The following is a 26,389-nucleotide window of genomic DNA, read 5'->3' as shown; positions in this document are numbered from 1 at the left end:
CTCCTTACGAATATTCACCATTGAATTCCGCAAGTATCTGGCAATAATTCGCGCTTTTGTAGAGGTTCTGAATGGAACTGTCGGATAACGCCGTTTATGATGAACGGAGAACACTACTAGGAGGATCCGTGAGCAGCACCGCGAAGAATGTTCGGCCGGGAGCCAGCGAGCCGCTGGACGCGATCGACGAGCGCCTGCTCGCTGCCCTCGTCGCGGACGCCCGCATCTCGAACAAACAGCTGGCAGAGCTCGTGGGGATCGCGCCGTCGACCGCGCTGATGCGCACCCGCGCCCTGTCCGAGCGCGGCATCATCGAGGGCTTCGAGGCCAATCTGAGCCTGTCCGCGATCGGGCGTTCGGTCCAGGCCCTCATTGCGGTCCGGCTCCGGGCCCATGACCGCGAGCAGATCGACCGTTTCACTGCCCGGGTGCCCAAACTGCCGGCAGTGCTCTCGACCTTCCACACGTCCGGGTCAGTGGACTACCTGCTGCACATCGCCGTCGCCACCACCGAGGACCTCCGGGACTGGGTTCTGGACAACCTGGCCACCGACCCCGTGGTGGGCCACACCGAAACCACGCTCGTCTTCGACCACATCCAGGGCAACCACGGCCCGCTGCCCTAACGGGCCCGGCCGGCGCAGTTAGACCCGGCGCAGTCAGACCCAGCGCAGTCAGACCCAGCGCAGTTAGCCCCGGCGCAGTGCGCCTCGCAGCGTAACGGCCGCCAGCGTCAGCGCGGCGGCCGCGCACACCGTGACGAAACCGGCGACGGCGCTCTGCAGCCCGACGATCCCGGCCGCGAGCCCCAACCCGATCACCGGGAAGGCGCTGCCAAGGTACGTGATCACATAGACGGTGCTGATGATCTGGGCGTGCCGCGCGGCCTCCACCCGGCCGGCAACGTCATTGAACACAGTCCTGAAGGCCACGCCCTGCCCCACGCCGGCAGTGATGCTGGCCAGAATCAGCAGCCACGGGCTGCTCCAGGCGGCGGCCGCGGCGATCAGCAGGACGGAGACGCCCAGGACGGCCAGGCCGGCGGACACGGCAAATCGTCCCCGGATGGCCAGCAGCTGACTCAGGGCTGAGGACCCCAGCGTCAGCCCTGCCAGCAGGCCGATCAGCGGCCGCGAATCGGCGTGGACAATCTGGGCGAAATAGCCGGGGGCGAGCGAGAGGCAGAAGCCAAAAACGGTGAAGCTCAGGAAGCCCACGGACGACGCCAGCCAGAAGGCGCCGCGCGCGTCGCTGGAGACCGAGGGCCGCCGCGGTGCCAGGACCCGCAGGGTCTGGGGACCGGCGTGCAGGCTGATGGCGGGCCGCGCCTTGAGCAGGTACAGGGGCACCAGCACGGCGGCGAGGACGATGGAGTGCAGGTAGTACGGCGTCGACGTTGGGCCCGGCAGGAGGGACAGCATTCCGCCGATTGCGGGGCCGGCCGCCACCCCGCCGGCGGAGGCCAGGAGCGTGAACCGTGAGGCCCACTCCGGCCGGCTGGGCAGCAGCTCGCGCAGGGCAGCCGAGCTGGCCCCGGTGGCGAGCGCGACGGCGACGCCCTGCAGGGCGCGCCCGGCGGAGAGCGCCACGAGGTTGCCCGCAGTGGCGAAGACAAAGCCGCCGGCCAGGCCCACCAGCACTGCCAGTACGAGGGCGGCGCGGCGGCCGATGTGATCGGACCAGTGGCCGGCCAGGACGAGTGTGGCCACGAGGGCCAGGACGTAGGCCGAGAACGCCACCGTGACATCGAGCGCCGTGATTCCAAGTTTTGCCTGCAACAGCGGGTACAGCGGCGTCGCAAGATTCGCGCCGACCAGCAGCGTAAAGATCACAACCCCGGCCATCACGAGCCGTGCGGTGGTGGAAGCGTCCCAGCCCCAGCGGTCAGCTGTGGCCGGGCGCATGCGGAGTTCGCTAAAGACTGTCATGGCCGTGCCCTTGCATGAAATCGGGCCGCATGCGTTCCCTGTGGGGAACACCGACGGCCCGGTCGAAAAGATTGGTACCTAAAGAATGCAATACCAATGATCTGGATGGCCAAGTTCTGTGCCAAAATTGAGCAAAACAGTCATTCTCAGACTGCACAAGTGAACCGGAGTGATGATTTGAACAGTCTGGACCCCACCGACCTGAAGATCCTGCTGGAGCTGATCCGGGATCCGCGGATCCAGATCGGCGAGCTCAGTGACGCCCTGGGCATCGCCCGGAACACCGCCCAGTCGCGCGTGCGGCGCATGCTGCGCTCCGGTGTGCTGCACGACGGCGGCCGTGAAATCGATCTGGAGGCGGTGGGGTACGACGTCGTCGCCTTCGTGACGATCGAGGTCAACCACCGGGAACTCGACGGCGTCGTGGGGGCCCTGCGGCTGATCGCCCAGGTTCTGGAAGTCCACGAGATCTCCGGGCGCGGCGACGTCTGGTGCCGGGTGGTGGCGACGGATACGCACAATCTCCAGGCGGCCCTCCGGTCGATCCTTCGGATCAAAGGCGTCATCCGCACCGAGACCGTCCTGGCGCTGCACACCCATATCCCGTACCGGACCGAGCCGCTGATCAGCCGGCTCGCCCAAGGCAACGCGCTCGCCCCCGGCCGGTCCGCGTCGCGGCGGGCCGGGTCCGCCGAATTCCAGGTGGACAAAGGATAATGTCCCGGTGACTATCATCGACAACGCCGTCTACGTTGACGGCATCCGCAGCGCCGAGCCGCGGAACCTCGAGCAGACTTTTGAGACCCTGACCGAGCACGGGGGCATGGCCTGGATCGGCCTGTACCGGCCGACCACTGAGGAAATGGCGGCCGTGGCGGCAGAATTCAACCTGCACGGGCTGGCGGTGGAGGACGCGATCTCTGCCCATCAGCGCCCCAAACTGGAACGCTACGACGACAATCTGTTCACTGTGCTCCGCCCCGCCCGGTACCTGGACGAGACCGAAACCGTGGAGTTCGGCGAGCTCCACGTCTTCACGGGGCGCAACTTCGTGGTCACCGTCCGGCACGCCGAGACGAAAGTCGTGGGCCAGGTCAGGCGCCGGATGGAGGGCCGGCCCGATCTGCTGCGCCACGGGCCCGAGGCCGTCCTGTACGCGCTCATGGACCAGGTGGTGGATGACTACGGTCCCGTGGTAGCCGGGCTGGAAAACGACATCGACGAGATCGAGGACCAGCTCTTCAGCGGCGACCCCCTGGTGTCCCGGCGGATCTACGAGCTCGCCCGTGAAGTCATCCATTTCCAGCGCGCCATCCACCCGCTCCCGGCAATGATGCAACAGCTCCGGCGGGGCTTCGAGAAGTACCGGGTGGACATCGAACTGCAGCACAGCCTGCGCGACGTCGAGGACCACGTGGAACGGCTGATTTCCCGCGCCGATTCGTTCCGTGACCTGCTGCAGAATGCGCTCACCCTGGACGGAACCCTGACCGCCAACCGCCAGAACGAGGCCAGCGCGGAACAAAACGAACAGGTCAAGAAGATCTCGTCGTGGGCCGCGATCTTCTTCGCGCCGACATTTGTGGCCGGACTGTATGGCATGAACTTCGACAACATGCCGGAGCTGCACTGGACGCTTGGCTACCCGATGGCAATCACGCTCATGGCCGGCACGGCGGCGCTGATGTACGCCATCTTCAAGAAGAAGGGCTGGCTCTAGCCAGCGGCGCGGCGGTTCCGGACCTGGACCATGAGCCGTCGGAACGCCAGGACGAACACGACTTCGATCAGCACCATCAGCCCGAGCAGCAGCCACTTCCCGCTGCCGATGAAAACGATGGCCCCGGTGAGGACCAGAATGCTCCCCAGCGCCAGGGAGTAGACGGCAAATCCGAGGGCTACCCTGGCGCTGCGGACGCCCGTGCGGAAGCCGAAGCCCTGCGGTTTCCCACCGGGGTACCCGGCAACCCGGTCCGGACCGGCGGGCTGGAGCTTGTCGAACTCCTCCCACGGGTCGCGGTCCTGCTGCTGATTGGTCATGGTTCCATTATCCCGCGCGCCCGGAAACGCCGCGCCCCTGAGACCGAACCGTTGGACACTTTCGCGCTGAAACACTTTCGCGCTGAAACATTTTCGTGCCGTCACGACGACGGGGCCAGGACCAGTGGTCCGGGCCCCGTCAATGCATGCCTATTGGGCTACTTGCTGTGGCCGTGCCCGCCCGAGTCGCCGCGCTTGCTGGTCTTGGCGGCGTGATCGCTTTCAAGTCCGGCCGGAGCGGCACGGTGCTCGGCGGCTTTGGCCTGGCTGGCCGCGCGGTGCTCGGCGGCCTTGGCCTGGCCGGCGGCGCGGTGTTCAGCGGCGTTGGCCTGGCCGGCGGCGCGGTGTTCAGCGGCGTTCTGGTGTGCCCATCCGCTGTTGCCGTTCGATGCGTGGGACGCGTCGGCTTCCGGCGCGTCGGCCGAATCCTTCGCATCGTGTCCGGCGGGCGCCGGGGCCGGAGCAGCGGGGGCCGGAGCCGGGGCAGCAGGCTCCTGAGCGTCCGCGACCCCTTCCGCCCCCTGGTCGTCCGCGTTCTGGTCGTCCGCGACCTCTTCCGCGCCCTGATCGTCCGCGTTCTGGTCGTCCGCGACCTCTTCCGCGCCCTGATCGTCCGCACCCTGATCGTCCGCGTTCTGATCGTCCGCGTCCGCCTCTGTGCCCTGATCGTCCGCCTCCTGGTCATCCGACTCAGCCGGATCGCCCGGTTCAGACGATTCAGACGATTCGTGATCGGCGGCTTCCTGGTCGCCCACTACCGGAGTCTCCGACCCGGCCGACCCGGCCGACCCGGCCGGCTCAGAGGTTTCGGTGCCGGTCGCCGTCATGGTTGACGTCGGGTCAGCCGGGAGATTGGTGGTCGCGGTGGCCGCCGCTGCGCCGGCGCCGCCAGTGACGACGACGGAGGCCACTACTACTGCCTTGCCTGTGGTGCCCAGAGCACTGAGCCAGCCGATGATTCCTGCCACGGGAGATTCCTTTCAAAGCGGATAGGAGACCGCTGCCGTCCCCCCGGTCGGCAGCCAGCGCCACACTACCGCTCGGAAACGACCACTTGTCGGCCCTTTAGCCGCTCAGGCCACATCCTGAGCCAATGTTGAGCAAACACTGAGCCTCGGGGCAATCACCACGTCATTAGGCCGCGCGTACGTCGACCTCGCCGGGTTCTGCGCCGTCGGTGCCGAAGACCAGCTGACGGGTGGCGATCTTCTCGGTGAAGAAGCGGTCGTGGCTGACCACGACGACCGCGCCGGGGAAGTGGAGCAGTGCCCGCTCCATCACCTGGGTACTGGACATGTCCAGGTGGTTGGTGGGCTCATCCAGCAGCAACACCGAGGCCCCGGACAGCAGGCACTGGGCCATGGCGACGCGGGCTTTCTGTCCGCCGGAGAGGTTCCCGATCTTCTGTTTGAGGTCGGCTTCGGAGAACTGGAACATGGCGAGGAACCTGTTGACGGACTTCTTCGTGGCGCTGAAGGCCAGGCTGTCCGGCAGCGCGTTCACCGCGTGCGAAACGGTGTCGGCGTCGTCGAGCTCTTCCAGCATTTTGTTGTAGGAAACAAAACCCGGCCCCTTCGCCCAGACCACTTCACCGGAATCCGCCGGTTCCTCCCCGGTCAGCACTTTCAGCAGCGTGGACTTGCCGCTGCCGTTGGAGCCCAGGACCACAATCCTGTTGCCGCGGCGGATCTCAAAGCTCAGGTCTTCGAACAAGACCTTGTCGCCATAGGACTTGCCCAGTCCTTCGACCCTGCAGAGAACATCCTTCACGTGCAGCCCGCCGTAGATCTCGGTGACGATCTGGTCCACGGGACGTGGTGTCCGCGCTTTCTTGATCTTGGCCAGCTGGTTCCCCAACCCGCGGCTGGCGGCCTTGGCGGCCTCCCGGCGGTCGGCGATGCCCTCCGCCTCAAAAGCCAGGAGCTCGGACTCATGGACGAACTGGGCCTCGAGCGTCTTGAGCCGGAACTGCTTCTGGACCACGTACTCGGCGAAGTTGCCGGGGTACTCGTGCAGGTGGAAGTTTTCCACTTCGATGATCCGGGTGACCACCGCGTCGAGGAACTTCCTGTCGTGCGAGACGATGATCGCGGCGCCGCGGTAGTCGCGGAACCAGTTTTCGAGCCATTCGACACCGGCCACGTCGAGGTAGTTGGTGGGTTCATCCAGCAGCAGGACGTCCGGGCCCTCCAACAGGATCTTGGCCAGGGCGGCGCGGTTGCGCCACCCGCCGGAGAGTTCGTCGATCGCGCACGTGCGGTGGGCGTCGCTGAACCCCAGAGTGGTCAGGACCGTGTCGATGCGCCGCTTGTAATCCCATCCGTCGAGGCGGTCCATGTCCTCGAACAGCTCGGCCTGGCGCCGGATCAGCCGGTCCAGCTCCGCCTCGGCGGGGTCAGCCGCAATGGCGGCGTCGATGGCTGCCAGCTCGGCCTCGGCAGCCTTGATCTCGACAAACAGTCCGTCAAGGACCGCAAGGATGGTTGCCTCGCCGTCGAGCTCGGAAAACTGGGAGAAGTACCCCACCCTGGTTCCCTGCTCCACGGTGACCGTTCCGGTGTCCGGGGAGACCTGGTCCAGGACGAGCTTGAGGATGGAGGTCTTCCCGGAGCCGTTCTTGCCGATCAGGCCCACCCGGTCCCCGGGCTCCAGACGGAAGAACGCCTCGCGGAGGATCTGTGTGTTGTCGAAGCGGACGCTGACGTCGTGCAACCGGACCAGGCTCACTGCTGCGCGAGACGGTTGCGGACGATTTCGCTGACGGCCTTGCCGTCAAAACGTCCGGCCACCGTGGCGGTGACGGGCTTCATCACTGCCCCCAGCTGACGCATGGACAGCTCGACGCCGTCGGCCTTGAGCGCCGCGATGGCCTCGTCCACGATCGTCTCGACTTCCGCCGCGGTCAGTGGCTTGGGCAGGTAGGCCTCGATCACCTCGGCCTCGGCGATCTCGGCCGCGGCGCGCTCGGCTTCGCCGGCCTCGGTGTAGATGCGGGCCGTGTCGCGGCGCTTGGCGGCTTCCTTTTGCAGGAGTGCGGTCACCTGTGCGTCGTCCAGCACGATTGGCGTCTTGCCCGATTTCTCCCGGGTCTCGATCTCGCCCAGGACGTTGCGCACGGTGGTCAGGGCAACCTTGTTGCGGTCCTTCATGTGGCTCACGACGTCGGCGTGCAGGCGTTCTTTCAGGGTGGTCATAGTTCTCCTCGTGTTGTTAACAAGGCTAGCGGCAGAACCCGTTGGCCCCGATCGCCGAGATGATCCGCTGGGCGTCTTCGTCCGGGAGGGCGGGGACGTCCCCGCTGAACTCCGTCTTTGCGGCAGCGATGAGCTGGTCCGCCGTCGATTGCCCCAGCAGTCGGCCGCACAGGCGGCGGGCCTTGTCGATTGCCTGGTCGTCTGGCAGGCGGGGGTTGATCTTGGCCAGCGCGGCCAGGAGGGCTTCCTGCTGGGCCGGGTCAGGCTTGGGCAGCGACGCCGGCAGGCCCGCCGCAGGGGTCCCGGCGGACGGCTCGGGGCTCGGGGAGGCGGAGCAGGCCGCGGTCAGCAGAACAGACAGCAGGGCCAGGGCGATCGGGGTGGTGTTCTTCATCGGTGGTGGCCTTGTCTGCGCTGGATGTCTGTCTTGGATGCCTGCGCTGGATTCGGCTGCCTTGCCGCTGGATTGCACGATGGTCTTGCCGCGCGGATTGCTGCGCCGGCGCGGCCACGGCGCCGTTCACGCAGGTTCACACCATCTCATGAAAACTCTTTCTTGACCCGCATCCGGGGTCGCCGGTAGCGCGACACGTTGCGGCTGTTCCAAATGTCGAGCGACTGGCGTAGCGTGACATTCGTCACATCTGGTTGAGGATTGGTGTCGGCCCGCTTCGCTTCGGAAGAAGGAATCCATGGATCGCCGGACTTTTCTCACCGCATTGCTGGCTGCTCTGGAGGCGGCCGGGGCCAGTTCCGCTGCCACACCCCCTGGGCCGGCTCCGGCCCTTTCCACACCGTCCCTTGCCCGTACGGCTGTCTCTGCCTCCCGGGCTCTCAAGGGCGCAGCCCACAGCGGAGATGATGCGCTGGCATTGAGGCAAATCCGGAGTCTCAATGCCAACTGGTACTACTCCTGGGGATCCTCGTATACCGTCACGACCAACCCGGCCTTTGTCCCGATGGTGTGGAGCGCGAATGCTTTGCTCAGACAGGACGCCCTCGGCGACGTTGCCAGGCAACTTCCCCAGACGAGGACCAAACACCTCCTCGCTTTCAACGAGCCGGACCACTCAGGCCAGGCCAGCATGTCTGTCGATGAGGCCATCCGGTTATGGCCCCACCTTCAATCCACCGGCCTGCGTCTGGGATCTCCGGCCACGGTCGATGTCAGGAGCCCGTGGCTGGACCACTTCATGGCCAGGGCGCGGCAGGCGAACCTCCGCATCGACTTCATGACGATGCATCACTACGGCTCGCCGAACCCAGAGAGTTTCCTGGCCAAGGTCTGGTACTTGCATCACAGGTATGGAAGGCCGGTCTGGGTTACGGAATTTGGGGTTGCGGACTGGCAGGCAACCCCGGCACGCCCCTCCCGGTACACGACCCGCGAGACCGCCTACTGCATGCAGGTTGCGGTCGCCGGCATGCGCCTGATGCCCTTCGTCGAACGGTTTGCGTGGAAAGCCAGGGATCCCAGTGACCCCGCCATGGGCCCGTCTGCGCTCTACCAAACGAACGGCCGGCTGACCTCACTCGGCAGGCTGTACGCTTCGTTGTGACTTCCCGTCAGACTCGGAGAGAGACCCGCCGCTACTTGTCCGTGCTGTTCGGCCCATCCTTTCGGGTGGGAAGCACGAGGAAGGCGCCGCCGACGGGACGTTCCGCGCCGCCAGGGGGGATATTCAGAACGGCTTCTCCGGCAACTGCTGTTGTGGAACCGCCACCATCCAGGTTGATCGCCTGGACCATGCCAAGGGAGGTGGCGACGCCGGCATCCCTCCCTGTCCGGGCCGCGGCTTAGGCTGGTCGCATGCCGCCAACACCAGCCCCGTCTCCGGTTCCGGTTGAAGTCCTCCTCCACACCGGTCCGGCCGAGTGGTGGCAGATCGTTGCCGCGCTTGCCCCTGTTGCTGTACTCGTAGCGGCGGCCGTGGGAGCGTTCATGGCCTGGCGGACTCTGCGCCAGAAGGCCGTCGCCGACGACCGGGCCGAGTGGTGGAAACGGACCCAATGGGCGCTGGACCGTGCCCTGAACGAGTACGGGGACAGCAAAGCCCTGGGGCTGGCTGCGCTGGACGTGCTCGCCCGCAGCGAGTTGGCCCGCAACGAGGAGCTTGAGCTTCTGGACATCGCGTGGGAGTCCGTGTACGGGGCCGGTGAAAGCACAGGCAGCGGGCAGCACGTCGCTGCGCAAGTTACCGGCTCGGCGGCCCTCTCGCATCACCGGGTTCTGGTCGCCGGCGCCAGGCTGCGCGTCAGACTGGACGACCGGCTCGGCCGCACAACCCCTCCCGGCGCTGCGGCCCTGGCCAAGGAAGCGCTCTAGCCGCGGCTGGCCCTGCCTTCGAGTGGGAGCACCAGGATGACGGCCACGCAGACGCACCCGGCGCCGCAGAGGGGGCAGAGGTAGCCGGCTGCCTGTTGGTCGTCCGCCCAGAAGCAGGGGATCGTCGCCACCTGCGCAAAGCCGGCCCGCTCCAGCATCCCCAGGGAAGAGTGCTGTGGGTCGGCCGAGACCCAGGATGCGGACACGACATCGTGGCAGCCACGGGCCTTCAGAAAGTCCAGGCTGGCCGCGAGCATGATCGAGCCGATGCCCGTTCCCCTGGCTGCGGGCGCGACGACCTTGGGCTTCAGCTCCCCGACCCGGGCCCCGTTCGACGCCGCCCGGGTGCCCATCGTTGCGGCTCCCATGTTTTGCTGCTCGTCTTTCGGGCGTGAGCATGCACCATGGCGTCGCCTTGGTGCGTGCATGGACAACCCGGCCGGTGGCCAACAGGTGCGCCGGCCGGGGCAGTGTCGGACTACGAGTATGTCAGGCCAGCTGCATTTAAGGGCCAGCGTGGATCCAGGACGGGATAGCCTGGCGTCCCGGACCACGCCGGCATGAGGCGGGCCCGGGAAAGCCGTTGGTCAGCGGGCGAGGTACGCTCCGCTGGTCCGCGACACGGTGGTGTAGCCGAACCGTGAGCCGGTGACGCGGACGGTGAGCTTGGTGCCCTTGTCGGCGGTCCGGACCTTGTAGGTGGATGCGTAGGCCTCAGAGATGACGACGCCGTTGCGCAGCCAGCGGTACGTGAAGGCAGTGCCCCAGCTCCACGTGCCCCGCTGCACGGTCAGGACATTCCCGACCTTGACCGTACCGGCAATCGTCGGCGTGGCCGAAATCAGGGGCAGGCCCGCCACCCTCGCCGAAGCGTTGATCGTCTGGTACTTGCCGCCCGTTGCAGTCGGGTTCACGTAGGCCGAGAGCTTCGTGCTGGCGTCGGCCTTCGTCAGGACGTAACTCCAGCCGTAGGCCCCGGCGATCTGGACGCCGTTGCGCAGCCAGTGTACGTCCGAGGTGATCCCCGCCCGGTCATACCAGGGGTCGGGAGTCAAGGTCACCTTCGACCCGACGGTCAGGGTTCCGGTAATGGCCCGCGTCGACTCACGCGCGGTCACGGGCTTGGGTGCGGTGACTTTTACCCAGGCGGTGGTGTAACCGGGGGCGGACGCGGTCACAAGGACGGCGAGGGTCTTGCCAACTTGGGGCTGTTCCGGGGTGAAAGTCGCGCCGCTGACCGTTTTCGACCCGTCCAGCCAGTTGTAGGTGAACGTCAGCCTGTCGGAGGGCACGGACCAGGTCCCGGCCGACACCTTCATCACAGAGCCGGTCACGGCGTCCCCGGTCACGACCGGCTTGGTGACGTTCGTCAGCTGCTTCAGCTCCCCGGCCGCCGGCACGGCGACCGGGTTGGAGTAGATGTGGGTGTCGTACCAAGTGCCGGACTCGAGGACCAGGGTGTGGCCCTGGTCCTTGGCCGTGATCGTGTAGGTCAGCGCAGTGGCTCCGGGAATCACGACACCGTCGCGCAGCCACTTGTAGGTGTACTCGCCCCGCCAGGCAGTCCAGGGAACTTCGTCTACGGCGGTGAGGACCTCCCCCAGGCCGGTGCCGCCGGTGACCACGGCGCCGGGGGCTTGGTCGAAGTCAGAAACCTTTCGCTGTTTAGAGGTCGCGGCGGCCGGCTTGAACCCGGGCGCGTGGCCGGTGATCCTGACGCTCAGTAGCCCCGTTGATCCCCAGCCCTTCGGGTCGAACATTTCCGCGGTGGCACCCGGGATGGGCTTGCCGTCGCGAAGCCACTGGTACTGGCGGTGGATGACCGGAGCGCCCTTGAAAGTTCCCCCAGCGAACACAAGACGGCTGGGCCTATCCGGGTGGGTGTCCAATTGAGCGATGCCAACATCCCCCGCAACGACGGACGGGACAGCGCCGCCGGCGATCGTGACGGGGTTGGCTTTGGCGGACTGCAGGGTCGTCTTTGCATAGCTCGGCGCTGCCGCCGTGGTCTTGACCCGGAGGCCCTTGCCGAGGTCCGCCGTGGTGAGCAGGTAGGTGGGGCCGGTGGCGCCCGGGATGGGCACGTCGTTGCGCAGCCACTGGTGCGTGAGCGTGGCGTCCGCGGGATCCCAGGCGCCGTTAACAACGGTCAGGGTGCTGCCGACCTGGAGGGCCCCGCCGATGCCGGGCCGCGGGCCGGCGACGGCGCCGCCGTTGACCAGCATCGGATACGGATGCCCGTCCGGCGCCGTGCAGAATCTGACTGAGTCGACCACCGGGCCGCAGGAATCGATGTTCGGTGGGATGGCCCACTGATCGGGATCGGCCTGCGCCGGAACGGCGAGGCCCGCAAGCGAGAGCGCCGTGAGCGAGAGCGCAGTGAGTGCCCCGGCGATGCCGAAGCGGATGGTCTTCTTGTTCAATTTTCCCCCAAGTCTTTGAGCCGGCTCCCGGCTCCCCCGTCGCCGAGCATAATGCCCAGACACCATTTCAACAATGATTGCGCAGGTCAGGGGCTTGGAATGATGGTGCTGCTCTGCACCGGTCACGGGTCCGTGGGCAACGCGGCCGGGGTCCAGGACCAGTGCTGGGCCGGCTTCATGCAGGCGACCTTCAGCGCAGAAACGGCCTTTTCGACTGTCCAAACCGGGAAGGGCGTTGCCGCTGGCGGCCAACGACTAAGGTCAGGCCTGGAGATTTCGGTGGGTGCCGGAGCCGTGCTCAGTCGGGCTGACGGCCGCGGATCCTGGATGATCCTGCCCTGCAGCCGGGCCACGCACTCAAAGGTTCAAAAACCCTTGAAATCTGTGGAGCTAAGGAGATTCGAACTCCTGACCTCTTCGATGCGAACGAAGCGCTCTACCAACTGAGCTATAGCCCCGAAGCAACGCCGGTCCTGACGGAACGGCGTTGCCGGTGTCCCTAGGCTACAAACTATCTGCGCTGTTTTCCAGCCAGCCCCGGAAAGTCTCGGTGCCGTGTCGCGCCTCCGGCACCAGGTTCAACCCCTCGCGCAGGTAGCGGCCCATCGCGCCGGGCAGTGGTAAGCGCACGAGTTGACCCTTTGCGCGGGTGGCCCGCTGCCATTCCCGGGCAAAGTCGACCATGTCTTTGGATTCGGGGCCGCCGAGGTTCAGTACCCGGTGCCGCGGGCCCGCGGCTGGAACGGGCGCCGGGTCAAGGGCGGCCTCCAGCAGTACCGCGGCTGCGTCGGCCGGCGATACCGGCTGGAACCGGGCACCTCTGACCACGGGGATGATCCGCAGCTTTGAGCCGGCGCCGAACATCATCGCGAGCAACGAGTGGAACTGGGTGGCCCGGACCACCACGGTCTCGAGTCCGGACAGCTCGTAGGCGTGTTCTTTGGCAGCTTTCGACCGGTAGAAGGAGGAGTTGCTGCGATCGCAGTTCACGATGGACAGCATGACGGCCCTGGCCGTTCCCGCGTCCTGTGCAGCGGCCAGAAGCCGCGCACCGCCGTCGGCGAAGTTCTTGCGCGCCTTCCCGGCGCGCCCTTCCAGGCAATCGATCACGACGTCGGCGCCGGCCAGGGCGGCCGCTATCCCCTCTCCCGTCGTGACGTCCGCGCGGAAGTACTCCGCGCCCGGGATGTTGCCGGCGGCGCCGGCCCCCGGCGGGTTGCGGCTGAGGACGGCCACGGCGTGCCCGGCGTCGACGGCCAGGCGCACCACTTCTCGGCCCACTTGCCCGGTTCCACCGGCAACGCAGATCCTTGTCATGACCCGAGGCTACCGCAGCGAAGCCCGCCGGCGACGCTGCGGGGAAATGAAGAACCCCGGGCCGCCATCGCTGGCTGCCCGGGGTAATCTCCGGAAGGACGGGGCCGATCAGGCGCGGCGCCGCTGGAGGACATCATCCAGGTTGCTCAAGGCGCTCTGGGCCTTGCTGAGCTGCTTAGTCTCAGAATCGTCGGCGGTCTGCGGATCGGACGCTGCCGGTCGCGCCGAGGCCTGCTTGAGAGACGGTTTCCCTACGGCCTTCGGCGCCTCGGGAAGGTCAAGGGGCATTGGGGCCGCACGTTCGGCCTTCGGGGCTTCGACGTAGGTGGGCTTGGGAACCTCGACGGGCTCCCAGCTCGTGCCCTCCGCTAATGCACCTGCGTCGGCTGCCATGGCCGCCGAGGCATCCCCAGAGGCGACGGCTTCAGCGAGGGCGGCCTGGCGGAGTTCCAGTGCGGTCAGCGGCTTCGGCGCGGGCTCGGGCGTGTCGCGGCCCGCTTCGGCGTCGAAGAGCGGGCTTTCCGGCCGGGCAGCGGGACGTCCGTCGGGAAGGGAGGGGGTCTGTTCGGGCACCGACGGCCGCGCAGGGGTGCGTTCCGGGCTGCCCATGGCTGCACGGAATGCAGCGTTCATCTTCCGCCGGCGATCGCGGACGGCAAGACGACGAAGCAGCGCCACTGCGGCGAAGGCGCCCAGGAGGGCGGTCACCGGCAGCCAGCCTGAACCGATGCCGAAAAGCCGAAGGGCTCCGGACACCACTGCCGTGAGGAGAGCCAGGAGCCCGGCTACCGCCAGCACCAGCCGCGCCCAACGAATCCGGAATGCCGGGGAGCCCGACGCAGCAATCGGATTCACCCGAGGGGTCGCCGCTTTGCCCGCCCCAGGCCCAGGTGTGCCGCCGGCCGGGTCTGCGCGCTGTGTGCTGATCATGGGTTTCTCCTGCTGCGCCGCCATTTTCATAACCTTCCCCGCATGTGGATCTGCTGGTTCCATGTCAATGACATCCGCCAGGAAGTCGCCTGCAGGCTGCAGCTGGTGGCGTCCGTTCCGGAGAACGTAGGGCGCCACCCACACGATCCAGAGCGCAACAGCAATGACAAGGATCACAGAGCTGCTAAGAGGGAAGTCCACACTCAAAACCGTATGAGGTATATGAGGTGCTGCCCCGCATTGTCAGGGGTGTGTCGCGCGCGCAGCGGCGACTGGCCGGCGTCGGGGCGTCGTGGCTGGTCAGGCGGCTCTCATGGGCCTCAGGACTGGCGGGTTCTCAGCCACCGCGCGAGGAGGCCTTCCGGCACTTCCTCAGCCGTGAGCGCGAAGGTCCGGTGGTCTGCCCATTCACCGTTGATGTGCAGGAACCTGGGCCGGAATCCCTCGTCACGAAACCCGAGTTTTTCCACCACGCGCAGGCTCGGCGCGTTCTCCGGCCTGATGTTGATCTCCATGCGGTGCAGGCCAAGGGTGCCGAAGCAATAGTCGGTCGCCATGGCCACGGCGGTCGGGGCGATCCCCCGGCCGGCCCGTTCCTTGTCGACCCAATAGCCAAGCGTCGCCATCATGGCCGATCCCCAGACGATCGAGGACACCGTCAGCTGCCCCACGATCACCGGCGCCTGATGGCCTGGTGTCCATTCCGCGATGACGAATGGCAGGGCCGTGGCCTGCGCGGCCTGGGCCTTGAGCGAGCGCACCATCTGCCGGTAGTCCGGCAGGCCGCCGCCGGGGACCGGGTTCGATGCCTCCCAGGGGGCCAGCCACTCGCAGTTGCGGGACCTGAGCGCTGTCCACTCCTTGCGGTCCCGGTACCGGATCGGGCGCAACACGATTTCGCCGCTCTCCAAGGTCACCGGCCAGGTGAAGCTGCCCCCCACGGGAGTTATTTGGCGAGGCTGGGGGCCAGGCTGGACGCGAAGCCGGGCAGCCATTCGCGCAGGCCCGGGCCGAGGTCCTCACTGTCGCAGGCGAGCTGGACACAGGCCTTGAGGTAGCTGAGCTTGTCGCCGGTGTCGTAGCGGCGGCCGCGGAAGATGACGCCGTACACGCCGTAGCCCTCGCCGGTGCCGGCCGAGAGTTCCTGCAGGGCGTCCGTGAGCTGGATTTCCCCGCCGCGGCCGGGCGCGGTGCGCTCCAGCACTTCAAAGACGGCCGGGTGCAACACGTAGCGGCCAATCACGGCCAGGTTGGACGGGGCGTCCGCGACATCGGGCTTCTCCACGAGCTGGTTGATGCGGACGTAGTCCTCACCGCCGATTGCCTCGACGTCCGCGCAGCCGTAGGCACTGATCTGGGACGGGTCCACCTCGATCAGAGCGACCACTGACCCGCCGGTCTTGGCCTGGACCTCGATCATGGTGCTGAGGAGCTCATCGCGGGCGTCAATGAGGTCATCTCCCAGGAGGACGGCGAACGGCTCATGCCCGACGTGCTGCTTGGCCCGGAGGACGGCGTGGCCGAGGCCCATGGGATCGCCCTGGCGGACGTAGTGGATGTCACCGAGGTTGCTGGCGGCCTGGATGGATTCGAGCTTCGCAGTGTCACCCTTCGCCTCCAGGGTGGACTCCAGCGCGGGGACGCGGTCGAAGTGGTCCTCCAACGCCCGCTTGTTGCGGCCAGTGATCATCAGGATGTCGTTCAGGCCGACATTCACGGCCTCCTCGACGACGTACTGGATGGCCGGCTTGTCAACGACAGGCAGCATTTCCTTGGGCATGGCCTTTGTGGCCGGGAGAAACCTGGTACCAAGGCCCGCGGCGGGGATAACGGCCTTGCGGACGGAAGCGATGGGTGTATTCACACGACTAATCTAACGGAGGGACCAATCATTGCGTAATCATTATGCGAACCGCCTGCCGGGCCCCCCGGTGCAGCGCGGCCGCAAAAGGCAGAGGACGGGCCAAGATGGCGTCAAAAGAGGAAATTCGCTCCAGCCACAGGGCGGCGCGTTCCGCACTCCCGCTGGCCGCACAGGACACCGCCGCGGCGGGCATCGCCAGCCACGGGCTCGCTTGGGCCTCCGGGCTTGGCCGCGGCCGCCAAGGCACCTTCGCGGCGTACCTCGGTGTGGGCGCCGAACCGCCCACACTGCCACTGCTGACTGCCCTGGTCGAGGCCGGGCACCGGGTGCTGCTGCCCGTTTGCGAACCCGACATCGAGCTCAGCTGGGTGTTCTGGACTCCCCAGTCCGGGTTTGTCCGCAGCCGGTACGCGCCCATCCAGGAGCCTGTCGGAGAGCGCCACGGTACCGAAGTCATGCGGGACGCCACCGCAATCTTCCTGCCGGCCACCGCGGTGGATTTCTCGGGCAACCGAATCGGGCAGGGCGGCGGCTACTACGACAAGTTCCTTGCCGCCCTGGCTGCCATGTCCTCCGCGTCCGGCGGGGCGGACGCCGGGGCGGCCGACGCTGCAGCCGACGCTGTCGCGTCGCCGACTGCCGCCGTCGTCTATGACACGGAGGTGCTGCCCGCAGGCAGCATCCCCGCGGAGTCGTTCGACCGGAAAGTCGACACGGCGCTGACCCCGGGCGGGATCGTCCGGCTCGGCCGATCCCGGCCCGCCTGATCCGGGTTCCCGCCAAGGTGATAGAATTGGCACTCAGGCCCTGCGACTGCTAAGGACGGAACAGGTCGATAGAAATATCGGCGGTGATCCGGACTCCGCAGTACGGGACCTGCTCGTTTGCCCCTGAGGAGGATTTCCAGTGCCCACGTATGCATACGCCTGCAAGGACTGCAGCCACGCCTTCGAGATCGTGCAGTCGTTCAGCGACAACTCCTTGACGTCCTGCCCCGAGTGCCAGGGCACGCTGCGCAAGAAGTTCAACAGCGTCGGCGTAGTGTTCAAGGGCTCCGGCTTCTACCGGACCGATTCGCGCGACGCCAAGGGCAGCACGGTTTCCCCGGCTCCTGCAGCTCCCGCGGCCACCCCCGCGCCCGCCGCCGCGGCCAGCTAAGGCACCTGCCGGGTTGGCGCCGGCCGCCGGCTGGGCCACGGCCGGCTGATTCTCGGCACTGCCTGAATCCCTGTCCGCTGTTGCCGCTGTTGCCGTTGCCGCTGTTGCCGTTGTCCACATAGGACGTTCCGCAGCTGCCGCCGCTCTGCGCGGATCCGTAGCGTGGCGGCATGGAACTTTTCCTCACCGCGGTTTCCCCGCCTTCGTTCAAGACGGCTGCCCCGGCGGCGCCTGTGCCGTCTTCCACGCCTTTGTTCAGGCCGTTCCGCGCCGCAATGCCTGAAGCTGGACCCGGCCGCTGGTCCCGCACCGGTATCCGTCCAACGAGCCTTCCTGCCGCCACGTTTTCCGCCGCGGGCCTTCCGTTCCGGAGCCGGATCGGTCCCGTGAAACCCCGCCGGCGCCCGCCCCGCGGCCGTCCGTCGTGGCACCGCCTGCGCGGCTGGCTGAACCGGAACCGGCGGCTTATCGCGGCCCTCCTGTTCTGCATCCCCGCCGGACTGACAGTTCAGCAACTGGCTCCAGCGCCCACTGACACTGTCGCAGCCTTCGCCGCCGCGGCCGATCTGCCCGCTGGAAAGTCCCTGGAACCCGGCGATCTCAGCAGGATCAGCGTGCCACCCGGCCTTATTCCTGCGGGCAGCCCCGGCAGCGAGACCGCGTTCGAGGGAAAACAGCTGGCCGCACCGTTGCGCCAGGGCCAGCTCCTCACCGACGCCCAGATCCTGGGACCGGGCCTGCTCGCCGGAAGCCCGCGAGGCTCTGCGGCCGTGCCGCTGAGGATGGCAGATCCGGCCTCCATCCAGCTGGTCTCCCCCGGGCAGCTCGTCAACGTGGTGCTCACTGCCGGCAACGGCATGGAACAACCCGGCGAAAGCCAAATCCTGGCCGAAGCCGTACCAGTGCTCTGGACGTCGACGCAGGGCGGCAAGGCCGGCTCCTGGCCCGCCACTGCGGAGACTGACGGGCTGGTGGTGGTGGCAGCGACGGCCGACCAGGCCCGAAGGCTGGCGGGCGCGTCTACCCAGGGCAAATTGTTTTTCGTGCTTGTGGCGTCACCGCCGGGCTAGCTGTCCAGCCAGCAGGGCGTTTTCGCCGGGCCAGTGGCCCGGGCCGTATGCTCCGGCGCGGGCCGCGCCCGCAGGCTCTGGGCTGCGGGCCGGCACGTCAGCCCCAGTGCGGCGGCTTCTGTTCCTGGAGCCAGGCGTCGTGATCGTAATTATCAGGCTGGTCACCCCAGCGTCGGGGGTCGTCTTCCGCCGCCTTGTTCGGCAGCACACCCTCCGGAACGGTGGCCTGTGCCTCCGAACGGCGCGACGTCTCCTTCTCGGCCTCCTGTTCCGGCCCGTCGCCGGTCGATTCCCCGGTCGATTCGCCGGCCTTCGACCCTGCGGTGTCGGCCGCGGCCCCCGTCGACTCACCGGTCTTCGGCCCCGCGGTGTCGGCCGCGGCGCCCGCCGCGCCGGTGGCGACGGCGTCGTTCGTGGCGCCGGTGTCGTTCGTGTTGCCGGTGTCGCCGGTCTTGCCAGTGTTGCTAGTGATGCCGTCCGCACTCATGCCGCCGGCCTCCTTACTGCCTGAATTGCCTGTCATTGCTGATGCTGGTGCCTGCCGGCGGAATTCTTGGCCGGCAGTTTCGTGGCCGCGGAATACCTGTCCGGCGGGTTCGGCCGCCACGTGGTACTCGGCGGCCCGCGCCTCGTCAATAGCCAAATGCTCGATGCCGTCGTCGAAGAAACCGTGCGATGTCCGCAGCCGGCTGGACACGGCGGGCTTCTCCAACCCGAGGTAGCCGCCAATCCGGTCGGCGCAGGCCGAGGGGTCGGTGAAGACCTCTATGGTCCACAGGGGCATGTACCGCCAGCCAAGCCGCTCCAGGAGCTGCGGCCGGAGCCTGCTCCGTTCGCGGACGCTCATCCGCCGGTAGTGGCTGGTACCGTCCGACTCGATCGCCACCGGACGGGGAATCTCCGCATCGTCCTGGCCGATCGTGGTCATCGGATCGGCGGCCGCCACCATGTTCAGGACGCCGTCGTACTGGTGCCACACCCGTGCCCCGCGGGCCCGGAGCCGGTCACCCAGGTCGGCCACGAGCGGATCGGCGCCGAGCGCCTGCTCGCTGGCCGCGGCCCGGGAGGCGGGGCTGCCAAGATCCGTGTTGCCCGCGATCTCACGGTCCAGGAGCTCGTAGAAGTCCACGGCGCCGTGGCTGAGGCGGCTGACATCAAGGTCTTCGGGCCGGAAGCAGCTGAGCACGTGCAGGGACCGGCGGGCACGCGTCATCGCCAGGGCGAATTTTGCTCGGCCACCTTCGGCGGAAAGCGGCCCGAGGCTGTGGAGGGTGCGCCCATGCGGGGTGCGGCCATAGCCCGGGGAAAAGATGACGTGGTCGCGCACCAGGCCCTGGGCCCGTTCCAGATCCACTACGCGGAAGGACTCATCCCCCGCAGTGAAGAAGCTGCCCAGCATGGGGTAGTTGGGCAGTTGCGCCCTGATGGCCTCGCCGATCCGGGCGGCATGGCGAAGGCTGCCGGTCACCACGGCCAGCGACGTCCGGGGGCGGAGCCGGGCGTGCTCGAAGACCAGCTCCACCGCGCGGTTGACCTCGGCAACAACCGATTCGACGCCGTCGTGGTCAGCGCTGGGCAGCCCCGTGCCGTCGGGGAGGTACTCCACGCTGAGGGTACGGTCCAGCCCTGTGGCAGATTGGCCCTCCGGGAGGCGGGTGAGTTCCCCGCCGTAAAAACCCTTGCTGAGCTGGCGCACCAGGTCTTCATCGACCGCACGGTACACGGTCCTCAGGTTCCAGACCGGAAGCACGGCAGAGAGTGCCCGGTACGAGCTCTCAACGCTTTGGTAGGAGCTCTCCCCCGCGGCGAGCCGTTCGACGCCCACGGTAAAGGTCCGGGGGCTGGCGATCTGTTCGTCGCCGAAGGCGATGACCTGCCGGGACCGGGCGATCGCCGGGAGGACGGCCTGCAACGAGGTCGTCTCGGCGTCGAGGATCACGACGGCATCGAAGGTCTGCTCGATCGGCAGCAGACCCGTCATGAGGTAGGGGCTGACGGACCACACCGGTACCAGGGTGGGCAGCAGCTCCTGCGCCTGGCCGCTCAGGGCTGCCAGGGTCACCCGGCCGTCCTTCAGCAGGCTGCGCAACAGCTCGGCCTGGCGGGGGTACGCCGCGATGGCAGCGCGCCAGCGCTCAGACAGGTTCCAGCGCAGCCGGGCAGCGCCGCTGGCGATATGGGCGTTGTCCGCGAGACGGTACTCCGCCTCAAGCTGGCGCAGGGCGTCGCCGTCGGACATGGCGAGGTAGTCATCGCCGCTGATCATGGCCTCCAGGGCCGACTGCCACCAGGCCAGCTCGAGTTCGGCGGTCACCGAACCCTCCGGGACCTCGCGCTCGGCAAGGTCGGCGAGAAGCTCGCCCAGGCCATGCTCTCGCATGCTTTCGACGAGCAGCGTGCGCTCCGGAAGGGTTTCAAGGGTCGCGGTGTCGGCGACGAGCCGCCGCACCCGGGGCAGGAGCTCGTCGTAGGGTGCGCGGTCCAAGTCGCCGCCGGCAGCGGTGTGCTTGACAGCCAGGCCCAGTTCAGCCAGTTCCGCTGCGAGCTCCCGGTAAAGGCCGCTGATTTCATCCAGCCCGGACGGCACGGCCGGGTGCCGCTGCGTGGTCGCGTAGCCGGACCAGGCTGCACGCTGTTCCTGCACGAGGACCAGTGAGCTGTGCAGGTCCGCGATGTGCACGCCGGGCCGGACGTACTCCTTGGCCACCCTGCGCAGGCGTGAGCGCTGCATGGACGGCATTTCGATCCCGCGTTCCCTGCGCCAGGCAGAGGACGCGGTGGCCGAGATCAGGTCGTGGACGGGCCGGTCAAAGATGTCGGGAGTGAACTTGTCCAGACTTTCGCGGACGGCCACGAGAAGTTCGATCTGCTCGCCCCATTCGGCGAAGGTCCGGCCGAGCCGGATCTCTGCGTGTTCCGCCACGGCATCCATGCGCCCGCGCAGCAACGGCAGTTTTTCCGCAACGGACTGGGCAACGCCCTGCGCTTCCTGCGTCTCCTTGCGGGTCAGCAGGCGCGCGCCGTGCCAGGGGCTGGTGGTCGACGCCCGGCTGAAGCTGCCGAGCTCGGCGGCGCGGCGGAGCCGGCCTGCGAGCTCCTCGCGGTCCCGGATATTGTCCAGCACGCTGCGCTTGAGCCGGACGGTCGTCGCCGGTGCCGGCTGGATGGAGGTCAGCTCTGCAAGGGACTGCATGGCCTCATACGGCGAGCAACCCCAGCGCGCCCGGACGTTGTGCAGGGAGGCTACGTGGTCCATGAGGGCGTGGCGGTGCCCGGTCAGTGTGGCGTGAAGGTTGCTCAGTTGCGGCTGCAGCGACTTCTCGTTGCGGACGATCGCCCGGACCAGCTGGCCCTTCAGCTGCAGCGGGCTGGCGCTGCCCGTCAGCTGCAAGAGGACCGAATCCAGGCCGAGGCCATCCAGCTGCCCGGAGATCTCGGCGAGGCTGGCCCGCCTGTCGCCAACCACCAGGACGGACTTGCCCTCGTCCACCAGGGCGCCGATGGTGTTGATGACTGTCTGGGTCTGGCCCGTGCCCGGCGGGCTGCTGACCACCAGCGAGTCGCCCGCCCGGACGGCGTCGACCACATACTGCTGGTCCGTGTCGGCGTCGAGCAGCAGAAGCTCGTCGGCGGGGTCACGGTCGTCCGTGCTGGGGAAGCGGCCGGGTTCCAGAGCAGGCACGTCGACCAGTTCGCCGGAACCGGACCGGGCCAGCGCGGTGACCAAGGGGTTGTTCTGGTTGATCCACGGATCATCGAGGTTGCCGGAGAGGTCGGCGAAGGTGGAGACGAGCAGGTTGTGTTCGACCTCCGCGCCGTGAATCGGCTGGACCAGGGTGCCCAGGCGGTCCAGAACGGGCTGCGGGTCGTAACGGGCCGTGCTGTACGCCATCCTGGTCACCGCGTTGACGTCGAAAACGATCCCGTGGACGGTCTTGAGGTGCCGGACAAGCGCCGGGTTGATCTGCGCCTGTTCGGTGAGCTGCAACTCATAGTCGTCCTCGCCGGGGCGCACCGTGAGGGATACGGCGGTGAGCATGACCGGGGCCGAGATCCGTTGCGGCTTACCGCCGACGGCGGACGTCCAGACGACCGTGCCGGCAGAGAAATACCCCGCGTCGATGCCGCGGTCATTGGCGAGTTCGAAAATCTTGGAGCGCAGGTTTCGTGATGCCCTGGCCGCGACAACGAATTGCTGGCGGTCGCGGATCAGGGTCGAGAGCCGGGTACGCCGCCCTGCCATCAGCTGGGCGAGCCCCGAGGGATGGGCATGAGTCAGGTCAATTGAGCCTTCGGGCGTCTTGGTGAAGCGCAGCATGGTATCTGCACCGGTGACGGGCTTGAGCCCCGACAGCCATTTCCTGAACTCCTCGGAGCCCTCGGGGTGGCCTTGACCAACTGACACTGCTGCCTTCTTTTCTGTGCTCGACTTCTCTGTGCCGGACCGCGGCGGGCTCGACTCTGGCGGGTTCGTCGTATCAACGCTCGTCTGTGTTGCGTCCGCGCTTTCCCTGGCCGCATCTTGTGTGCTCGCGGTGGCCAGGCTCGCGCGGGACGCCTTGGACCATACCGGCATGCTTTCGAGGGTAGCCCGAATCCCCCGCAGGTGCGGGGCCGCAACACTGGGCGGTGCGAAATTCAGGCTGAATTGTCAGAAACAAAATGAAATGGCCGGCCTCGAAAGGCCGGCCACTCAGATTGCTATTCCCACTCGATGGTTCCCGGCGGCTTGCTGGTCACATCCAGCACCACGCGGTTGACGCCTTCCACCTCGTTGGTGATCCGGTTGGAAATCCGGGCCAGGAGATCGTAGGGCAGCCGCGACCAGTCCGCGGTCATGGCGTCCTCGGAGGACACGGGGCGCAGGACAATCGGGTGTCCGTAAGTGCGGCCGTCGCCCTGGACGCCCACGCTGCGGACGTCCGCCAGCAGCACCACGGGCATCTGCCACACTTCGTCATCCAGTCCGGCCGCGGTCAGCTCGGCGCGGGCGATCGCGTCGGCCTTGCGGAGCAGGTCCAGGCGTTCCTTGGTGACATCGCCGACGATCCGGATGCCGAGGCCCGGGCCGGGGAAGGGCTGGCGGCCGACGATTTCCTGCGGCAGGCCGAGCTGGGCACCGACCGCGCGGACCTCGTCCTTGAACAGGGCGCGCAGCGGTTCAACCAGTTCAAACTGCAGGTCCTCGGGGAGCCCGCCCACGTTGTGGTGGCTCTTGATGTTGGCCGCACCCTCGCCGCCGCCGGATTCGACGACGTCGGGGTACAGGGTGCCCTGGACGAGGAACTTGATCTTTTCCCCGTGCGCCGCTGCCTCGGCGATGATCGCCAGTTCGGCTTCCTCGAAGGCGCGGATGAATTCGCGGCCGATGATCTTGCGTTTGGTCTCGGGATCGCTGACGCCGGCTAGGGCGCTCAGGAAGCGCTCCTGCTCGTTGGCGACGTAGAGCTTGACGCCGGTGGCGGCCACGAAGTCGCGTTCGACCTGTTCGGCTTCGCCCTCGCGCAACAGCCCGTGGTCCACGAAGACGCAGGTCAGCTGGTCGCCGACGGCGCGCTGTACCAGGGCGGCGGCCACAGCCGAGTCGACGCCGCCGGAGAGGCCGCAGATGACCCTGGCGTCGCCGATCTGGTCACGGATCCGCTGGACCTGCTCTTCCAGAATGTTGCCGGTGGTCCAGTTCGGTTCCAGCCCGGCGCCCTTGAAGAGGAAGTTTTCCAGGACCTGCTGGCCGTAGGCCGAGTGCTTGACTTCGGGGTGCCACTGGACGCCGTAGAGGCGCTTGTCCTCATTGGCGAAGGCCGCGACGTCGGCGCCCGCCGTCGTCGCCAGGACCTCAAAGCCCTCGGGGGCTTCGTGGACGGAGTCGCCGTGGCTCATCCAGGTGCTCTGGTGCTGGGGCATGCCGGCCAGGATGGAACGGCCCTCGCCGAGGGTGGTGGTCTCGGTGGCGCCGTATTCGCGCAGGCCCGTCTGGGCCACCTTGCCGCCGAGGGCGTTGGCCATGGCCTGGAAGCCGTAGCAGATGCCGAAGACCGGGACGCCGGCCTCGAAGAGGTCGGCACCGACGCTGGGGGCGCCGTCGGCGTAGACGCTCGAGGGCCCTCCCGAGAGGATGATCGCGGCGGGATTCTTGGCCAGCAGCTGCTCGGTGCTGTACGTATGCGGAACCACTTCCGAATACACATTCGCTTCCCGGACGCGGCGGGCAATCAGCTGCGCGTACTGGGCACCGTAGTCAACAACCAGAACCGGCCTGTGGGACGTCTGGGATGCAGTGGGAGTAGTCACCCCACTAGCCTACTTTGCGCCGCTGCCCGCCCGCACATTGAGAAGCCGGTGCGGGCCCGAATCGCGGGCCGAGGTAAGCGAACTCACATGCCCGACGGCGGCTGCCGGCGTCGTGTCACTGTTCCGGAAGGACTGATCGGGACGGATCAGAAAGGGCGCCGGGTCAGGAGGGGTTCAGTACCGCTGGGGCGCCTGCGGGTTTGCTGCGAGTTCGGCCTCGACCTCGGCGTGGAACTTCTTCTCGACGAAGAAGGACAGGAACGGCACGACGCCACCCAGGGCCATAACCACCAGCTTGGTGAACGGCCAGCGCATGAGCGACCACAGCCGGAAGTTGGAAATCAGGTACACGACGTACATCCAGCCGTGCACGATCAGGACCGTGATGGAGAGGTTGACGCCCCCGATCACCCCTGGCGGCTCGGCGTCGGCGAATCCGAGGCCGAACGGCTGGCCGGTGACGGCGTTGGTGCCGCCGGCGAAGAGGTACTGACCGAAGCCGTACCGGGCGATCAGTTCGGCGCAGAGAAGCAGCAGCATTGTGCCCGTCAGGTAGGCGAGCACCTTGTAGAACTTCAGGGCGGACCGGATTTGGGCCTCGGTGCCGCCGAAGCGGCGCTTCTTTCCGGCTTTCCCCGTGCCGTTGGTGGACTGCGGCTGGATGGCGGGCTGGGGCTCGATCATGATTGCACTCTCGGGTCTGTGGGTTGGGGGGCTGTGGGATGGGAGTCGGTGGGCGCTTGGGCCGCCTGGTGGTGGGCCGCCTGGTGGTGGGCCGCGTTGTGGTGGGCCGCGTGGCGGTCGGTTGGGGGCTCTTCGCCGGCCGTTTCCTCGTCGAGCGCGTCTTCGAGGTCGCGGCGGTAGTCGTCCTTGACGAGCCGCCACCAGATGAACAACGCGAAACCGGCGAAGACCACCCATTCCACGGAATAGAAGAGGTTGAGCCAGTTGACCTGCTGCGCGGGCGGCTGCGGGCCGATCCGGAGGGGTTTGACGTCGCCGCCTGCGGCCGCGGCCCCGACGTCGGTGCCGCCGGCCAGTTCGGTGGTCGCTGCGACAAAGCCCGGGTAGCTGCTGACGTTCCAGTCGTTGATGAGTTCGGCAACCGAGACGGCGCTGGCGCGGCCGGGTCCGGGATCCGTCCGCGGCAGCGGGGACTCGGACGGCAACAGCCGCCCGGTCAGTTCGATGGTGCCCGACGGCGGCGCCACGGCGTCCGCGGGATCCGCCACCCATCCGCGTGCGACCGGAATCCAGGTCTGCGGTGTGGCCCCGCCGCCTTTCAGGGCCGGGGCATCCTTGACGGCGAAGGCCGACACGATCCAGTAGCCCTTCGCCCCGTCATTGAGCCGGCCGGGGACGAGGACCTGCTTCTGGGGGTCGTAGCTGCCGGTGGCGGAGACCATCTGGTCAGCCACGGATCCGGGGAAGAACCCACCCGGCTGCAGGACCGAGGTGAGCTGCCGCGTTTGCTCCGTTGTGGTGGAGACCGGGGCTTCGGCCTGCGTTGAACGGCCGAATTGCCACTGGCTGAGCAGCACAAAGACCCCGGAAATGGCGATCGCGAACACGAGTCCTGCGATCCAGCGGGGTTTGAGGGCAGTTTTCAGCACCCCTTAAAGGTACTTCGTCCCTGTGTAGAACAGCGAAACGGGCCATCGAGAGCGGGGCAGCCGGGTCCCTGCGTGGCGACGGAGTCGACACGAAAGGGCCTGCCCCTAGAGAGGGGCAGCCGGGTCCCTGCGTGGCGACGGAGTCGACACGAAAGGGCCTGCCCCTAGAGAGGGGCAGCCGGGTCCCTGCGTGGCGACGGAGTCGACACGAAAGGGCCTGCCCCTAGAGWGGGGC

The 26,389-nt window shown here is 67.5% G+C and carries 24 protein-coding genes, 1 tRNA gene and 1 pseudogene; 8 read left to right on the top strand and 18 right to left on the bottom strand.

Annotated elements, in window-relative coordinates:
• The first annotated feature begins 128 nt into the window (after positions 1 to 128).
• Entirely contained in the window at positions 129 to 626 is a 498-nt protein-coding gene (locus AC1DFR_RS14995; protein WP_018773770.1) for an Lrp/AsnC family transcriptional regulator, read from the top strand.
• A 63-nt stretch (positions 627 to 689) separates the two neighbouring features.
• Here the strand turns inward: AC1DFR_RS14995 and AC1DFR_RS14990 are convergent, their stop codons facing one another.
• Positions 690 to 1,928 carry an MFS transporter gene (locus AC1DFR_RS14990; RefSeq protein ID WP_476873768.1) on the bottom strand — a complete coding sequence of 413 codons (1,239 nt, stop codon included), beginning with the start codon at positions 1,926 to 1,928 and terminating at the stop codon, positions 690 to 692.
• 177 nt (positions 1,929 to 2,105) lie between these two features.
• Between AC1DFR_RS14990 and AC1DFR_RS14985 the strand changes: the two genes are divergently transcribed.
• A complete protein-coding gene (locus tag AC1DFR_RS14985; RefSeq protein WP_476850369.1) occupies positions 2,106 to 2,645 on the top strand; it encodes an Lrp/AsnC family transcriptional regulator in 540 nt (179 codons plus the stop codon).
• 7 nt (positions 2,646 to 2,652) lie between these two features.
• A complete protein-coding gene (corA, locus tag AC1DFR_RS14980; RefSeq protein ID WP_230009012.1) occupies positions 2,653 to 3,648 on the top strand; it encodes a magnesium/cobalt transporter CorA in 996 nt (331 codons plus the stop codon).
• Here corA and AC1DFR_RS14975 read toward each other — a convergent pair.
• The 5 genes from AC1DFR_RS14975 to AC1DFR_RS14955 all read right to left on the bottom strand — a co-directional run bounded on the left by AC1DFR_RS14975 (position 3,645) and on the right by AC1DFR_RS14955 (position 7,556).
• A complete protein-coding gene (locus tag AC1DFR_RS14975) occupies positions 3,645 to 3,968 on the bottom strand; it encodes a hypothetical protein (RefSeq protein WP_476850318.1) in 324 nt (107 codons plus the stop codon). The genes corA and AC1DFR_RS14975 overlap by 4 nt on opposite strands.
• Before the next feature lie 158 nt (positions 3,969 to 4,126).
• Positions 4,127 to 4,936, bottom strand: coding sequence for a hypothetical protein (locus tag AC1DFR_RS14970; RefSeq protein ID WP_476873767.1), 810 nt, complete (start codon positions 4,934 to 4,936; stop codon positions 4,127 to 4,129).
• 166 nt (positions 4,937 to 5,102) lie between these two features.
• Entirely contained in the window at positions 5,103 to 6,680 is a 1,578-nt protein-coding gene (locus AC1DFR_RS14965; RefSeq protein ID WP_476873766.1) for an ABC-F family ATP-binding cassette domain-containing protein, read from the bottom strand.
• A gap of 11 nt (positions 6,681 to 6,691) precedes the next feature.
• Positions 6,692 to 7,162 (bottom strand): GatB/YqeY domain-containing protein, encoded by a 471-nt coding sequence (locus tag AC1DFR_RS14960; protein ID WP_018773763.1) that lies wholly within the window; start codon positions 7,160 to 7,162, stop codon positions 6,692 to 6,694.
• 25 nt (positions 7,163 to 7,187) lie between these two features.
• Entirely contained in the window at positions 7,188 to 7,556 is a 369-nt protein-coding gene (locus tag AC1DFR_RS14955) for a hypothetical protein (protein ID WP_476850315.1), read from the bottom strand.
• A 298-nt stretch (positions 7,557 to 7,854) separates the two neighbouring features.
• On the opposite strand from AC1DFR_RS14955, the gene AC1DFR_RS14950 reads away from it, so the two are divergent.
• Positions 7,855 to 8,721: a glycosyl hydrolase gene (locus AC1DFR_RS14950; RefSeq protein ID WP_476873765.1), complete on the top strand. Its 867-nt coding sequence runs from the start codon at positions 7,855 to 7,857 to the stop codon at positions 8,719 to 8,721.
• Between the two features lie 31 nt (positions 8,722 to 8,752).
• Here the strand turns inward: AC1DFR_RS14950 and AC1DFR_RS14945 are convergent.
• Positions 8,753 to 8,914 (bottom strand): annotated as a pseudogene (locus AC1DFR_RS14945) (phosphodiester glycosidase family protein); the annotation flags it as partial.
• 58 nt (positions 8,915 to 8,972) lie between these two features.
• Between AC1DFR_RS14945 and AC1DFR_RS14940 the strand changes: the two are divergent.
• Entirely contained in the window at positions 8,973 to 9,488 is a 516-nt protein-coding gene (locus tag AC1DFR_RS14940; RefSeq protein WP_476873764.1) for a hypothetical protein, read from the top strand.
• On the opposite strand, the gene AC1DFR_RS14935 is transcribed toward AC1DFR_RS14940, so the two are convergent.
• The 7 genes from AC1DFR_RS14935 to galU all read right to left on the bottom strand — a co-directional run bounded on the left by AC1DFR_RS14935 (position 9,485) and on the right by galU (position 16,022).
• On the bottom strand, positions 9,485 to 9,856 hold the full coding sequence (locus tag AC1DFR_RS14935) for an N-acetyltransferase family protein (RefSeq protein WP_476873763.1): 372 nt from the start codon (positions 9,854 to 9,856) through the stop codon (positions 9,485 to 9,487). The two genes, AC1DFR_RS14940 and AC1DFR_RS14935, sit on opposite strands and share 4 nt — an antisense overlap.
• 219 nt (positions 9,857 to 10,075) lie before the next feature.
• Positions 10,076 to 11,911, bottom strand: a complete 1,836-nt coding sequence (locus tag AC1DFR_RS14930) for a hypothetical protein (protein WP_476873762.1) — start codon at positions 11,909 to 11,911, stop codon at positions 10,076 to 10,078.
• 385 nt (positions 11,912 to 12,296) lie between these two features.
• Positions 12,297 to 12,369 (bottom strand) — tRNA-Ala (locus AC1DFR_RS14925).
• Between the two features lie 46 nt (positions 12,370 to 12,415).
• Complete coding sequence (locus tag AC1DFR_RS14920; RefSeq protein ID WP_476873761.1) at positions 12,416 to 13,228, bottom strand: SDR family oxidoreductase; 813 nt, start codon at positions 13,226 to 13,228, stop codon at positions 12,416 to 12,418.
• 108 nt (positions 13,229 to 13,336) lie between these two features.
• Entirely contained in the window at positions 13,337 to 14,335 is a 999-nt protein-coding gene (locus AC1DFR_RS14915) for a hypothetical protein (protein WP_476873801.1), read from the bottom strand.
• 143 nt (positions 14,336 to 14,478) lie between these two features.
• Positions 14,479 to 15,099, bottom strand: coding sequence for a GNAT family N-acetyltransferase (locus AC1DFR_RS14910; RefSeq protein WP_018773754.1), 621 nt, complete (start codon positions 15,097 to 15,099; stop codon positions 14,479 to 14,481).
• Between the two features lie 5 nt (positions 15,100 to 15,104).
• Positions 15,105 to 16,022 (bottom strand): UTP--glucose-1-phosphate uridylyltransferase GalU, encoded by a 918-nt coding sequence (galU, locus tag AC1DFR_RS14905; RefSeq protein ID WP_476855733.1) that lies wholly within the window; start codon positions 16,020 to 16,022, stop codon positions 15,105 to 15,107.
• A gap of 104 nt (positions 16,023 to 16,126) precedes the next feature.
• On the opposite strand from galU, the gene AC1DFR_RS14900 reads away from it, so the two are divergent.
• The 3 genes from AC1DFR_RS14900 to AC1DFR_RS14890 all read left to right on the top strand — a co-directional run bounded on the left by AC1DFR_RS14900 (position 16,127) and on the right by AC1DFR_RS14890 (position 18,250).
• The gene (locus AC1DFR_RS14900; RefSeq protein WP_476873760.1) at positions 16,127 to 16,789 is read left to right on the top strand and encodes a 5-formyltetrahydrofolate cyclo-ligase; all 663 of its coding nucleotides are present in this window, start codon (positions 16,127 to 16,129) and stop codon (positions 16,787 to 16,789) included.
• 139 nt (positions 16,790 to 16,928) lie between these two features.
• Entirely contained in the window at positions 16,929 to 17,180 is a 252-nt protein-coding gene (locus AC1DFR_RS14895) for an FmdB family zinc ribbon protein (RefSeq protein ID WP_018773751.1), read from the top strand.
• Between the two features lie 386 nt (positions 17,181 to 17,566).
• The gene (locus AC1DFR_RS14890) at positions 17,567 to 18,250 is read left to right on the top strand and encodes an RcpC/CpaB family pilus assembly protein (RefSeq protein WP_476873759.1); all 684 of its coding nucleotides are present in this window, start codon (positions 17,567 to 17,569) and stop codon (positions 18,248 to 18,250) included.
• Positions 18,251 to 18,347: 97 nt separating this feature from the next.
• Here AC1DFR_RS14890 and AC1DFR_RS14885 read toward each other — a convergent pair whose 3' ends face one another.
• The 4 genes from AC1DFR_RS14885 to AC1DFR_RS14870 form a co-directional block, all read right to left on the bottom strand.
• Entirely contained in the window at positions 18,348 to 22,655 is a 4,308-nt protein-coding gene (locus AC1DFR_RS14885; RefSeq protein WP_476873758.1) for an AAA family ATPase, read from the bottom strand.
• A gap of 296 nt (positions 22,656 to 22,951) precedes the next feature.
• Entirely contained in the window at positions 22,952 to 24,541 is a 1,590-nt protein-coding gene (gene guaA / locus AC1DFR_RS14880; RefSeq protein WP_079550220.1) for a glutamine-hydrolyzing GMP synthase, read from the bottom strand.
• Between the two features lie 174 nt (positions 24,542 to 24,715).
• Entirely contained in the window at positions 24,716 to 25,225 is a 510-nt protein-coding gene (locus AC1DFR_RS14875) for a DUF3817 domain-containing protein (RefSeq protein ID WP_028275738.1), read from the bottom strand.
• Positions 25,222 to 26,154: an SURF1 family protein gene (locus AC1DFR_RS14870; protein ID WP_476873757.1), complete on the bottom strand. Its 933-nt coding sequence runs from the start codon at positions 26,152 to 26,154 to the stop codon at positions 25,222 to 25,224. The genes AC1DFR_RS14875 and AC1DFR_RS14870 overlap by 4 nt, the downstream gene beginning before the upstream one ends.
• Positions 26,155 to 26,389 lie beyond the last annotated feature (235 nt).

It is taken from the genome of Arthrobacter sp. 05T410 (assembly GCF_056396505.1).
Note: the sequence above shows the minus strand (reverse complement) of the source record. Positions and strands in the feature narration are given on the sequence as shown.